Here is a 12,743-nt window from a genome sequence, read left to right as displayed (position 1 = left end):
GATCCCGCGGTGGAGCCGACCGATGGTGACGCGACGCCCTCCCACCGGTCAGAGCGATCGTCGTGTGATCGGTGTCACGGGGTGGTCAGGTCGAACCGCCGCACGGTGACCGCGCCACCGAGCGCCTGCGTCGCGTGGTTGAACATGGCAAACCGGTAGCCCATGAAGAACTGCCAGTTGTTCGCCAGTGTCAGGGCGTTGCCGAACGAGGTGAAGTTCACCCCGTCCGTGCTGTACGAGAAGCGTGCCTGTCGGCCGGAACCTGGTCTGATGTCGGCGTTGGCGCGCAACCAGATCCGGCCACCGGAGACGGCGGTGCTCGCCACCTCGCTGCCGGTACTTGTGGTGTTCCAGCTGCCGTCCATCGTCAGACCGTTCTGCATGACCAGCCGGGTGGAGCCGTTGTCGCGTCGGATTCCGATCCAGGCCGACGAGTTGCGCAGCACCGCCAGGCCGGTGCGGTCACCGTCGCGCATGGTGGAGTAGTCCAACTCGATGGTCGCGGTCGAGGTGGGACCCTGGATGCGGTGGGTCAGCGTGTTACGCGCCTTGTACAGGTCACCGGTGACGGTGGCGGTCTGCAGGTTCAGGCCGTTGTTGACCGACCACTTGCTGTTGTCCGGGTTGTGGTTCCACTCCCACTGCGGGCCGAGCGTGGTGCCGGCGAACGTGTCGGTGCCGGTGAGCGGCTTGACCGCCCGGGGCGGGGCGGGCAGATTCGGCTTCGGGTACGAACTGCCCCACGCGCCGTTGACCGTCTGCAGCACGGGCCACCCGTCGCCGGTCCAGGTGATCGGGGCCAGGGCAGGCATCCGACCACCGGGGTACGCGTCGACGAAGGACATGTAGTACCAGTCCCCGTTCTGGGTCTGCACCAGCCCACCCTGGTGCGGCACACCGCCACCGGAGATCGGGCCGGGCAGGTTGAGCAGCACCTGACGCTGCTCGTACGGGCCGAACGGGCCGTTCGTCGACTTCAGCACGTACTGGCCGTTGGCCGGGCGGGTGAGCCAGATGTAGTACGCGCCGTTGCGCTTGTAGAAGCGGGCGCCCTCCAGCGTCCCGATGCTCGACGGCGTCTGGTACACCTGCTGGGCACGAACCTGGGACTTCCCGTCCGCGGAGAGCTGCGCCACGCTGATGGTGCCGTTGCCGTACGCGACGTACGGGGTGTCGTTGTCGTCGAACAGCAGGCCGGCGTCGTAGTAGCAGTTGGGGATTGTGGCGTGCTTGCTCCACGTGCTGTCGACGGCGGACGCGGTGTAGATGTGGGTCTGCGCGAAGTCGATGCACCCGGCCCAGTAGTACTGCCTGTTGCTCGGCCGGTAGTTCAACGTCGACGCCCAGATCCCGTCGACGTACGCGTTACCGCCGCTCATGTCATACTTCGACCCGAAGTCGAGTCGGGGTACGGCGTGGCCCGCGAACTCCCAGTTCACCAGGTCGTACGAGCGCAGGACCGGCGCGCCGGGCGAGTAGTGCATGGTGGACGACGTCAGGTAGTAGACGTTGTCGACCCGGATGATGTCGACGTCGGCGAAGTCCTGCCAGATGGCCGGGTTCGAGAACGTACCGTTCGACGGGGGCGGCGTGGTGGGGGGCGGCGTCGTGGGGTCCGTCCCGCCGTCGACGCGGACGAACTGCCACTGCTGGTTGGTGCCATTCCAGTCGTCGTACTGCACGATGTTGCCACCGTCGGCGGTCGAGGCGCCCTGCACCTCCATCACCTTGTTGCTGTTCCGGTTGATCAACCGGACGTAGCCACCGTCGGAGTCGGCAAGCCGGAACTGCTGGTTGGTGCCGTTGGTGTCGCTCCACTGCACGATGCTGCCGCCGTTGGCGGTCGAGAAGCCCGAGACGTCCAGCACCTTGCCGGAGAGCCGCGACTTCACCCGGTAGTACCCACCACCGGAGTCGACGAACTGCCACTGCTGCTGGTTGCCGTTGTTGCGGGTCCACTGGGTGATCCGCGCGCCGTCGTTCGTCGCCAGGTTGTAGACGTCAAGCGCCTTGCCGCTGTTGCGGTTCACCAACACGTACCACGCATTGGTGTCGACAGTCGCCGCTGACGCGGGCGACGAGGCGACGGCTGAGGCCGCGCCACCGACCACCAGCGCCATCGCGGCGACAGCAAGTCTCGACAGCCACCCGCGCCGACGGGGCGCACCCCGGGAAACCCGACCGATGGAAAGCATGATCCTCCTCTGCTGGCGCGAACCGAGCGATCTGGGTCGGCGTCCGCGGCACCGGGCGGGGCGCCGATCTGACCGAGCCCGGCCATGTGATCGCTAACACCGCCAGCCCGACAGTGACGGCGGCGAGATGCCGAAACCGGGAGAGGTGGGGAGCGCGCGTGGCCGGACAGCCAAAGACATCGACCATCTTGGCTATAGACTGTGAGCGATAACATGCTGTTAGTCAAGCCGTAACACAGCCGCCTCGCGTCGCTGCCAGGACCAGACGCGAACGGGTGGCCCACCCAGCCCGCAGGCAGGGATGGACCACCCGTGTCGAGGGGGGCCGTCAGGCCGCGCTGATCAGAAGCCGCGAGCCAGTCGGTGGTAGGCCTGGTTCCAGCGCAGCTCGTCGGCGAAGCGGCGAGGCTCCGTGGCGGCGTCGATGACGACCAGCTCGGTGCGGCTCATCTCCGCCAGGTCGTGCAGCTCCTCCACGCCCACCGCCTGCGACAGGACGGTGTGGTGCGGGGCGCCCGCGGTGATCCACGACTCGGCCGAGACCGGCAGGTCGGGGCGCGGACGCCAGACGGCGCGGGCAACCGGCAGCCGGCGCAGTGGTTGCGGCGGGGCCACCACGTCGATCTCGTTGGCCACGAGCCGGAAGCGCTCCCCCATGTCGGCCAGCCCGAGCACCACGGCCGGACCGGCCGCGGCGTCGAACACCAACCGGACCGGGTCCTCCCGGCCACCGATGCTCAGCGGATGGATCTCCACGTTGGGTACGTCGGAGGCGATGGTCGGGCAGACCTCCAGCATGTGGGCGCCCAGCACCAACTCGTTGCCCGGGGTGAGGTCGTAGGTGTAATCCTCCATGAACGACGTGCCGCCGCTCACGCCCACCGACATCGCCTTGAGGGTGCGGACCAGGACCGAGGTCTTCCAGTCGCCCTCACCGCCGAAGCCGTAGCCGTCCGCCATCAGCCGCTGCACGGCGATGCCCGGAAGCTGACGCAGCCCACCGAGGTCCTCGAAGTTCGTCGTGAAGGCCCGGAAACCACCGGCGTCCAGGAAGGCGCGCATGCCCAGCTCCAGGCGCGCGGCGTACCGCAGCGAGTCGTGCTGCTCGCCGCCGGGCAGCAGCGCGCCGACGATGCGGTAGGTGTCCTCGTACTCCTTGACCAGGTCGTCCACCTGCGCGTCGGTGACCTCGCCGACCACCTCGACCAGGTCGTTGACCCCGTAGGTGTTGACCGAGACCCCGAACCGCAGCTCGGCCTCGACCTTGTCGCCCTCGGTCACCGCGACGTCGCGCATGTTGTCACCGAAACGGGCCAGGCGCAGCGACCGCATCGCCGACCAGCCCAGCGCGGCGCGGGCCCACGCCCCGACCCGACTGGTCACCCGCGGGTCACTGACGTGCCCGGCCACCGTCTTGCGGGCCACGCCGAGACGCGTCTGGATGTACCCGAACTCGCGGTCGCCGTGGGCGGCCTGGTTCAGGTTCATGAAGTCCATGTCGATGTCGTTCCACGGCAGCAGAACGTTGGCCTGGGTGTGCAGGTGCAGCAGCGGTGTCTGCAACGCGTCCAGACCGGAGATCCACATCTTGGCCGGCGAGAACGTGTGCATCCAGGCGATGACCCCGACGGCACCCTGAGCGGCGGCGTCCCGGCAGACCTGCAGAATCTCACCGCTGTTGGTCAGGACGGGCTTCCAGACCACGCGGGCGGGAATCTGCGGCGAGTCGTCGAGCGCGGCCGCGATCTGGCGAGACTGCTCGGCCACCTGGCGGAGCGTCTCCTCGCCGTACATGCCTTGGCTGCCGGTGAGGAACCAGATCTCGGGTTCGGTGTGTGGTGCCATGGAGTTGCCTTCCGCGAGAGGGGCGGTCACTTGTAACGGATTCCGATGAGGCGCTGAAGCAGGATGAACGCGAAGAGCAGACCGCCAATCACGATCTTGGTCCACCAGGAGTTGAGGCTCCCGTCGAAGGTGATGAGAGTCTGGATCACGCCGAGGACCAGCACGCCGAGCACCGTGCCGAAGACGTAACCCGCGCCGCCGGTGAGCACAGTGCCACCGATGACGACGGCGGCAATGACGTCCAGCTCCATCCCCACGGCGATCAGCGGCGCGCCGGAGAGGGTGTAGAAGGACAGCAGGATCCCACCGATGGCCGAGCACAGACCACTGATCGTGTAGACGGCGATCCGGGTCCGCCCCACCGGCAGGCCCATCAGCAGCGCCGACTGCGGGTTGCCGCCGATGGCGTACACGTTACGTCCCAGCCGGGTGTAGGCCAGCACGTACGCGGCGATGACGACCACCACGAAGGCGATCAGCACGCTGATCGACACGAAGTTGCCCCGCGGGTCCCCGATCCGCTCCTGCGACATCGAGGTCCAGAACCCGTCGGTGATCGGGATCGACGCGCCGGAGATGAAGGTGCACATGCCCCGGGCGAAGAACATCCCGGCGAGCGTCACGATGAACGGCTGGATCTCGAAGAAGTGGATGACGCAGCCCATCAACAGGCCGAGCGTCGGACCGATGAGCAGGGCGATGACCAGCACCAGCGCCGCCGGCATGCCGTCCTGCAGCAGCGCGGCCGACACCATCGCCGTCATCGCGACCACCGAACCGACCGACAGGTCGATGCCCCCGGTGAGGATCACGAAGGTCATGCCCACCGCGACGACGAGCAGGAAGCCGTTGTCGATGAAGACGTTGAAGATGACCTGGACGTTGGAGAACGCCGTGTACTGCGAGACGCCGATGCCGTACATCACCAGCAGCAGGGCGAGCGTCGCCAGGACCGGTATCTGCTTCCTCGGCAGCCGGAACCGGGTACGACCGGCGGTAAGCGTTCCAGTGGTCATGCCGGCACCTGCTCCTTCGGCTTGTCGGCGATGGTGGCGGGCGGCGGGACGTTGCGCCTACGTCGGCTGAACCGGGCCCGGAAGGCCGGCGCCTGGATGAGGCAGACGGCGATGACGACGACCGCCTTGAACAGCAGCGAGGTCTGCGGCGAGATGTCCATGGCGTACACCGTGGTGGTCAGGGTCTGGATGATCAGCGCGCCGATGATCGTGCCACTCAGGAAGAACCGGCCGCCCGCGAGGGACGTACCGCCGATGACGACAGCGAGGATCGCGTCCAGCTCGACCCAGAGGCCGGCGGCGTTGCCGTCGGCGCTGGAGACGTTCGCCGTCATCATGAAACCGGCGACCGCGGCACACGCGGCGCTGATCACGTACGCCAGGAAGATGACCCGGCCGGACCGGATGCCGGCGAGCCGGCTGGCCATGGCGTTGCCGCCCACCGACTCGATGATCATGCCGAGTGCGGTGCGACGGGTGAACGCGGCGACGAGCAGGGCCGCGGCGAGCGCGATGAAGATGGCCAGCGGCAGCGTCAACGCGTGGCCCAGGCCGATCGCCCGGTACGGCTCGGAGTTGATGGTGATGATCTGGCCCTCGGTGATCAGCTGGGCGAGACCTCGGCCGGCGACCATCAGGATCAGGGTGGCGATGATCGGTTGGATCCCGATCACGGCCACCAGCACCCCGTTCCAGGCGCCGAGCACGAGCGCGACGCCCATCGCCATCGCGAGGGCGGTCACCACCACGCCAAGGCTGTTCTGGTCGGGCTGCTTGCTGATGTACATGCAGGCGATCGCGCCGCTGATCGCGCAGAGCGAGCCCACCGACAGGTCGATGCCGCCGGTGGAGATGACCAGGGTCATGCCCAGCGCGACGAGGATCAGCGGTGCGCTCAGCCGAAGGATGTCGACCGGCGTGCCGTACAGGTGCCCGTCCTTGAGCTCGACGGACAGGAACCCGGGCCGGTAGATCGTGTTCGCGGCGAGCATGACGAACAGCACGGCGGCGGGCCAGAACAGCCGGTGACCGATCATCGTCCGATAGCGGCTCATGGTGTCGTTCATCGGTCTGCCTCCTCCCGGTGGGATCCGCTGGCGATGGTCTGCATGACGCGGTCGGCGTCCAGGCTCTCGTCGTTGGCGAGCTGCGCGACCATCTGCCGGTCCCGCATGACGGCCACCTTGTGGCTGAGGCGCAGCACCTCCTCCAGCTCGGCGGAGATGAACAGCACCGCCATGCCCCCGTCGGACAGCTGCGTCACGAGCTTCTGGATCTCGGTTTTCGCGCCGATGTCGATGCCCCGGGTCGGCTCGTCGAGGATCAGCAGTCGCGGCTCGGTGATCAGCCACCGGGCCAGCAACACCTTCTGCTGGTTGCCGCCGGAGAGGTTGCGGACCGGCACCTCCGGGTCGGCGGGCCGGATGTTGAGGGCCTTGACGTACTTGTCGACCAGCTCGTCCTGGCGGCGACGCGGAATGGGCCGCAGCCAGCCACGGGCCGCCTGCATCGCGAGGATCATGTTCTCCCGGACCGAGAGGTCCGCGACGATCCCCTCGGCCCGGCGGTTCTCCGAACAGAAGCCCACGCCGTGGGCGATGGCCTGCGCGGGGGTGCGCAGGCTGCTCGCCGTGCCGTCGATCGCCACCTGGCCGCCGTCGGTCCGGTCGGCGCCGAACAACAATCGCGCGACCTCGGTACGCCCCGAGCCCAGCAGGCCGGCCAGGCCCACCACCTCGCCAGCGTGGATGGTGAGGCTGAACGGCTCGACCGCTCCCGCCCGACCGAAGTTCGACACCGCCACCAGGGGGGTGCCCTCCTCCAGCGCGGCCAGGTCCCGCCGGGAGTGTTCCTCGATGCCCTCCAGGACGTCGAGCTCCTTGCCGATCATCTTCTCGACCAGGGAGAGCTGGGGCAGCTCGGTGGTGAGGTACTCGCCGACGAGCCCGCCGTTGCGCAGCACGGTGATCCGGTCGGCGATCTCGTAGACCTGGTCGAGGAAGTGGGTCACGAACAGGATCGCGATGCCCTCGTCGCGCAGTTGCCGCATGATGCGGAACAGCTGTGCCACCTCGCCGGCGTCGAGGCTGGACGTCGGTTCGTCCAGGATCAGCACCCGGGCCTTGATGTCGATGGCGCGGGCGATGGCGACCATCTGCTGGATCGCGAGCGAGTACGAGCCGAGTGGCGCACTGACGTCGAGGTCGAGGTCGAGGCGGGAGAGCAGGTCTCGGGCCCGGCGGCGGACCTCACCCCAGCGGACGGCGCCGAAGATCCGGGGCTCCCGGCCGATGAAGATGTTCTCCGCCACCGAGAGGTTGGTGCAGAGATTGACTTCCTGGAAAACGGTGCTCACACCGGCGGCGGTCGCCTGCATCGGGCCGGTGAACGACACGGCCTCGCCATCGAGGGTGATCGCGCCCTCATCGGTGTCGTAGACGCCGGTGAGCACCTTGATGAGGGTGGACTTGCCGGCGCCGTTCTCGCCCATCAGGGCGTGCACCTCGCCGGGGAAGAGCCGGAAGTTGACGTCGTGGAGTGCGCGCACCCCGGGGAAGGACTTGCTGATCCCGGTCATCGTCAGGACCGGACGGCTATCCGTCATCCCATCAGACCTCTTCTGGGTTGTCGACACGGAAGGGCCGCTACGCTCCCGCCACGCCCGCCCGGTCGCCAGTGGGGGCGCTCGGGCGGGCGTGGTACGGGGGCGTCGCGGGCCGAGCCCGGTCCGTTTCGGGTAGGAGAGCGGCGCGGCGGGGCCGCCACGCGAACGTGGCGACCCCGTCGTCGATCAGTACTTACGGTTGGGCAGAGCTTCCTTGGCCTGCTCGGTCGTGAAGGTGGTCTCCTCGGTCTCGATCCGGGCAGGCACCTCCTCGCCCGCGTGGACCTTCTTGGCCAGGTCCATCAGCTGCGGGCCGAGCAGCGGGCTGCACTCCGCGATGAAGTTGAACTTCCCGTCGGCGAGAGCCTGCATGCCGTCCTTGACGGCGTCGACGGTGATGATGGTGATGTCCTTGCCGGGCACCTTGCCGGCGGCGGTGATCGCCTCGAGCGCGCCCAGGCCCATGTCGTCGTTGTGCGCGAACAACACGTCGATCTGCTTGTTGGCCTTGAGGAACTGCTCCATGACCTGCTTGCCGCCGGCCCGGGTGAAGTCACCCGGCTGGGAGGCGATGATCTTCAGGTTCGGGTTGGCGGCGATCGCCTCGCCGAAGCCCTTCTTGCGATCGTTCGCCGGCGCCGCACCGGTGTTGCCCTGCAGCTCGACGATGTTCACCGGGCCCGAGGCGGTCTTCTTCTGCTCGACCAGCCACTCACCGGCGAGCCGGCCCTCCTTGACGAAGTCCGAGCCGAGGAAGGTCTTGTAGAGCGACTTGTCGGCCGAGTCCACCGAGCGGTCGGTCAGGATGACCGGGATGCCGGCGTCCTTGGCCTCCTTGAGCACGGTGTCCCACCCGGACTCCACCACCGGCGAGAAGGCGATCACGTCGACCTTCTGCTGGATGTAGTTGCGGATCGCCTTGATCTGGTTTTCCTGCTTCTGCTGCGCGTCGTCGAACTTCAGCTCGATGCCGGCCGCGGTCGCGGACTCCTTGATCGAGGTGGTGTTCGCGGTACGCCAACCGCTCTCCGCACCGACCTGGGAGAAGCCCATCGTGATCTTGCCATCGTCCTTGGACCCGCCGCCGCCGGTGTCACTGTTGCCACAGGCCGCCACGCCGCCGACCAGCAGCACGCTGGCGAGGACTGCGGCAGCGCGCCACCGAACGGACTGCGTTCGCATCTTTCCCATCGAATCTCCTTGGCTGGATGTGGTGGGTAACCGCGCCGACCGCAGAGGTGCGAGAAGCGGCGTACGCGGGTGGTGCGTGCTGGTGCGTCGTGGTGCAGACCGACGGGTCCCGGGTCTTCGGTGCAGGGTCAGGAACCCGCCGGTGCGACTGGTTGTTGGCCGTAGACGTTCTGGTAGCGGTCGTAGAGCGAGTCGATGTTGGCCTGCGCCATCGGGACCGGCTGCCCGAGGGTGTGGGCCAGGTGCGCGGTACGCGCCACGTCCTCGCACATGACCGCTGCCTTGACCGCCGCGCGGGCGTCGCGGCCGATGGTGAACACGCCGTGGTTGCGCATCAGCACCGCCGGCGAGCGGTGCCCGGCGAGGGTGGCGACGATGCCCTTGCCGATGTCGTCACCGCCGATCAGCGCGAACGGACCGATCGGGATCTCCCCACCGAACTCGTCGGCCTGGGCGGTGAGGTGGCAGGGGATCGACTCCCCACACGCGGCCCACGCGGTCGCGTACGAGCTGTGCGTGTGCACGACCCCACCGACCTCGGGCATGGCTCGGTAGACGTAGGCGTGGGCGGCGGTGTCGCTGGACGGGGCGAAGTCGCCCTCGACGAGAACGCCGTCGAGGTCGCACACCACCATCGTGGCCGCGGTGAGGTCGTCGTAGCTCACCCCACTCGGCTTGATCACCATCAGGTCCTGGCCGGGTACCCGCGCGGAGACGTTGCCGGACGTCCAGGCGACCAGGTTGTACCGGGTCAGCTCGGCGTGCAGCCGGGCCACTGTCTCGCGCAGCTCGGCGATCTGTCGGGTCACCTCGGCGTTCACGCCACCACCTCCAACGGGGCATCGTGGGTGGTCGTGGCGGTCTCGACCGCCGCGTTGCGGATCGCCCGCAGGCGGAGCATGACGTCGTTGCCGCCACGACCGAAGTGGTCGTGCAGCGTCCGGTACTCGGCGTAGAGGGCGTCGTAGGCGCGGGCCCGCTCGGGGTCCGGACGGTAGACGGCCTCGTGCACCCGACCCATGGCCTGCGACGCCTCGTGGATCGAGGGGAACTCACCGGCGGCGACGGCGGCGTGGATCGCCGAGCCCAGCGCCGGCCCCTGCGCCGAGGCGATGATGTTCAGCGGTCGCCTGGTCACGTCGGCGTAGATCTGCATCAGCAGCGCGTTGTTGGTCAGACCACCGGCGATCACCAGGTCGTTCACCGGGACTCCGGCGTCGACGAACGCCTCGATGATCATCCGGGTGCCGTACGCGGTGGACTCCAGCAGGGCCCGGTAGATGTCCGCCGGCCGGGTGGCCAGGGTCATGCCGACGATCATCCCGCTGAGGTCGTGGTTGACCAGCAGGGAACGGTTGCCGTTCCACCAGTCCAACGCGATCAGGCCGTGCGCGCCGACGGGCTGACTCGCGGCCAGCTCGGTGAGGCGAACGTGTGAGTCGACGCCGGCCGGGGCGGCGTGCTCGACGAACCAGCCGAAGATGTCGCCGACACCGCTCTGCCCGGCCTCGTAACCCCACGCCCCGGGGCTGATGCCCCCATCAACCACACCGCACATGCCGGCCACTTCGGCGACCTCCGCGCCGTTGACGACGTGACAGGTCGAGGTGCCCATGATGGCGACCAGCCGACCGGGCTGCACCGCCTGCGCGGACGCCGCAGTGACGTGCGCGTCGACGTTGCCGACAGCCACCGCGATCCCCTCCGGCAGGCCGGTCCAGGCGGCGGCCTGGGCGGTGAGCGCGCCGGCCCGGGCACCGAGGGGCAGCAACGGGCCGTCGAGCTTGGCCACGAAGTCGCCGAAGTTGGGGTTGAGAGCGGTCAGGAAGCCCTCGGAGGGGTAGTGACCGTCCTGCAGGATGCCCTTGTAGCCGGCCGTGCAGACGTTGCGGGTCTCGGTGCCGCAGAGCTGCCAGACGATCCAGTCGGCGGCCTCGATGAAGCGCTCGGCCCGGTCGTAGACCTCCGGGTCCTCCTCCAGGAGCTGCAGGCCCTTGGCGTACTGCCACTCGGCGGAGATCTTGCCGCCGTACCGGCCGATCCACGACTCGGCCCGCTCGTGAGCGAGCGCGTTGATCCGGTCGGCGTGCGGCTGCGCGGCGTGGTGCTTCCACAGCTTCACCCAGGCGTGCGGTCGGTCGCGCAGCTCGGGCGTCTCGCACAGCGGGGTGCCGTCGGCGAGCGTCGGCAGCACGGTGCAGGCGGTGAAGTCGATGCCGATGCCGACCACCGCCGCCGGGTCCACCCCCGCGGCGGACAGTGCCGCCGGGACGGCGTACCTCAGCACGTCGCGGTAGTCCTGCGGGTTCTGCAGGGCCCAGTCCGGGGGCAGCGTTCGGCCTCCCGGAAGGGCCGTACTGATCACGCCATCGCCGTACTCGTGCACCGCGGTCCCCAACTCGGCACCATCGCCGACACGGACCACCAGAGCTCGCCCGGACAGGGTGCCATAGTCGACACCGACGACGTAGCGGTCGTCAGCTCCGTCCACACGGTTCATGTTCACCTCCACCGTTAACGGGGATAGTGTTAACGCTCACATCCAGCCTCGTCAAGACATCTACCCGCAACAGCTCCGTAACGGAACGCGAAAGGCGGGCCGACTCGGGAGGTAGATAGCAAACCGGTACAGAACCACCATTTCGCCCTCAACTGCGGCAGCCATCTGACGATTGGGGCCCGCGCCGGGTACGAGCGCTGCCCGGAGAGCCGCCAACAGGGCGACGTGACAGGTCTGGTCCGCCGCACATTGCGACATCGCCGTCCGATAGCGGCCACTTCTCCCTCGGAGATGATGGCAGCGATAACATTCCCGAGGCGTCACGGTCGCGTGCTCGGATCCGCCCGACAGCCATCGACGACCATGCGGGCTCTTGGCTGAGCGCCCCCAGAGGGCGACCCACCCGACGCGAAGCCGGGCCACCGCCCGGTGTTATCGATAACATTCAACGTCTTGGTGTGCCCGCCCCGCCCGGTCGCCCCGCGCGCCCGACGGCGCGTCGAGCGACCCGGAGGCAAAGCTCCACTCGGGCTCTCTTTCACGTCGCGGGGTCGCGGCGGAGTGATCGGCCGCGTTCGAACCGGGCCACCGCAGCCTGGTCGGCCAACGCGGCCAACGCGGCCAACGCGGCCAACGCGGCCAACGCGGCCAACGCGGCCAACGCGGCCAACTGACGCTGGCCAACTGACGCTGGCTCAGGTCGCGCAGCTGTCGTTGATGCCGCGCGGCAGCACCGAGCAGGGTGACAAGGCGAGTCGATGACATCCCGGCATGGTGGACCACTGGCGAGTTGCCCGCGATCCCGCTGCGGCAGGTCGGCGACTTGCAGCGCGATCCGCGCGCCCTGAATCGCCGAGCGCATGACCTGGCGGGCCTCACTGCGATGAGCGTGATGTCTGCGAGTCATCGTGATGACTCACAGACATCAGGCTGATCAGCGGATGTGGTTCCAGCGCTCGTCCCTGGCTAGCCGTTGGCCTGGCGGCCAACAGCGGCAGGCAGTCTGCGGCGGGGTGGGCAGTGTGGGGGCGGCGCGGCGCGGGGTGGGCCGGCGCGGGGCGGCGCGAGGCGGCGTGGGGCGGCGCGAGGCGGCGTGGGGCGGCGCGAGGCGGCGTGGGGCGCCGCGAGGCGGCGTGGGGCGCCGCGAGGCGGCGTGGGGCGGCGCGAGACGAAGGGCGAACGCGGGTGGCGGGGCAGAGCAAGGTCCGGGTGAGAGCGAGCGGGCGAGGTCGGGGCTAGAGGCGCAGGCGGGTGGCTGGGCGGGGCAAGGTCGGTGCAAGGTCCGGGCGGCGGGCGGCGGGCGGCGGGCGGCTGCTCCGGCGCGGCCGGCAGCTCCCCGCAGCACCCTTCGTGCTCGTACCCCTGGGGGCAGCGGGACCGGTCGGGCAGCA

General features: G+C 68.8%; 9 protein-coding genes. All 9 read right to left on the bottom strand.

Going from position 1 to position 12,743, the window contains the following annotated elements:
- Nucleotides 1-74 precede the first annotated feature (74 nt).
- Entirely contained in the window at nucleotides 75-2,195 is a 2,121-nt protein-coding gene (locus ABZ749_RS16535) for an RICIN domain-containing protein (RefSeq protein ID WP_357228474.1), read from the bottom strand.
- Between the two features lie 342 nt (nucleotides 2,196-2,537).
- A complete protein-coding gene (gene araA, locus ABZ749_RS16530; protein ID WP_355006876.1) occupies nucleotides 2,538-4,040 on the bottom strand; it encodes an L-arabinose isomerase in 1,503 nt (500 codons plus the stop codon).
- Between the two features lie 26 nt (nucleotides 4,041-4,066).
- Nucleotides 4,067-5,056 carry a galactofuranose ABC transporter, permease protein YjfF gene (gene yjfF / locus ABZ749_RS16525; protein ID WP_355006877.1) on the bottom strand — a complete coding sequence of 330 codons (990 nt, stop codon included), beginning with the start codon at nucleotides 5,054-5,056 and terminating at the stop codon, nucleotides 4,067-4,069.
- Entirely contained in the window at nucleotides 5,053-6,123 is a 1,071-nt protein-coding gene (locus ABZ749_RS16520; RefSeq protein WP_357228470.1) for an ABC transporter permease, read from the bottom strand. The genes yjfF and ABZ749_RS16520 overlap by 4 nt, the downstream gene beginning before the upstream one ends.
- Nucleotides 6,120-7,661 (bottom strand): sugar ABC transporter ATP-binding protein, encoded by a 1,542-nt coding sequence (locus ABZ749_RS16515; RefSeq protein WP_357228468.1) that lies wholly within the window; start codon nucleotides 7,659-7,661, stop codon nucleotides 6,120-6,122. Before ABZ749_RS16515 ends, ABZ749_RS16520 begins: the two co-directional genes overlap by 4 nt.
- A 186-nt stretch (nucleotides 7,662-7,847) precedes the next feature.
- Entirely contained in the window at nucleotides 7,848-8,843 is a 996-nt protein-coding gene (locus tag ABZ749_RS16510; protein WP_357228476.1) for an ABC transporter substrate-binding protein, read from the bottom strand.
- A 137-nt stretch (nucleotides 8,844-8,980) separates the two neighbouring features.
- Complete coding sequence (locus ABZ749_RS16505; protein WP_357228466.1) at nucleotides 8,981-9,673, bottom strand: L-ribulose-5-phosphate 4-epimerase; 693 nt, start codon at nucleotides 9,671-9,673, stop codon at nucleotides 8,981-8,983.
- Nucleotides 9,670-11,352 (bottom strand): ribulokinase, encoded by a 1,683-nt coding sequence (araB, locus tag ABZ749_RS16500; RefSeq protein WP_357228463.1) that lies wholly within the window; start codon nucleotides 11,350-11,352, stop codon nucleotides 9,670-9,672. The genes ABZ749_RS16505 and araB overlap by 4 nt, the downstream gene beginning before the upstream one ends.
- A gap of 538 nt (nucleotides 11,353-11,890) precedes the next feature.
- Entirely contained in the window at nucleotides 11,891-12,022 is a 132-nt protein-coding gene (locus ABZ749_RS16495; protein ID WP_357228461.1) for a hypothetical protein, read from the bottom strand.
- Nucleotides 12,023-12,743 lie beyond the last annotated feature (721 nt).

This window comes from Micromonospora sp. NPDC047753 (assembly GCF_040642735.1).
Taxonomy (GTDB): Bacteria; Actinomycetota; Actinomycetes; order Mycobacteriales; family Micromonosporaceae; genus Micromonospora.
The sequence above is the reverse complement of the archived record's forward strand: the minus strand, read 5'-3'. Positions and strand labels throughout refer to the sequence as shown.

Bases quoted from the DNA above. Each gene is read 5' to 3' on its own strand.
- ABZ749_RS16535 (WP_357228474.1), bottom strand. From the start codon at position 2,195: ATGCTTTCCATCGGTCGGGTTTCCCGGGGTGCGCCCCGTCGGCGCGGG.
- araA (WP_355006876.1), bottom strand. From the start codon at position 4,040: ATGGCACCACACACCGAACCCGAGATCTGGTTCCTCACCGGCAGCCAA.
- yjfF (WP_355006877.1), bottom strand. From the start codon at position 5,056: ATGACCACTGGAACGCTTACCGCCGGTCGTACCCGGTTCCGGCTGCCG.
- ABZ749_RS16520 (WP_357228470.1), bottom strand. From the start codon at position 6,123: ATGAACGACACCATGAGCCGCTATCGGACGATGATCGGTCACCGGCTG.
- ABZ749_RS16515 (WP_357228468.1), bottom strand. From the start codon at position 7,661: ATGACGGATAGCCGTCCGGTCCTGACGATGACCGGGATCAGCAAGTCC.
- ABZ749_RS16510 (WP_357228476.1), bottom strand. From the start codon at position 8,843: ATGCGAACGCAGTCCGTTCGGTGGCGCGCTGCCGCAGTCCTCGCCAGC.
- araB (WP_357228463.1), bottom strand. From the start codon at position 11,352: ATGAACCGTGTGGACGGAGCTGACGACCGCTACGTCGTCGGTGTCGAC.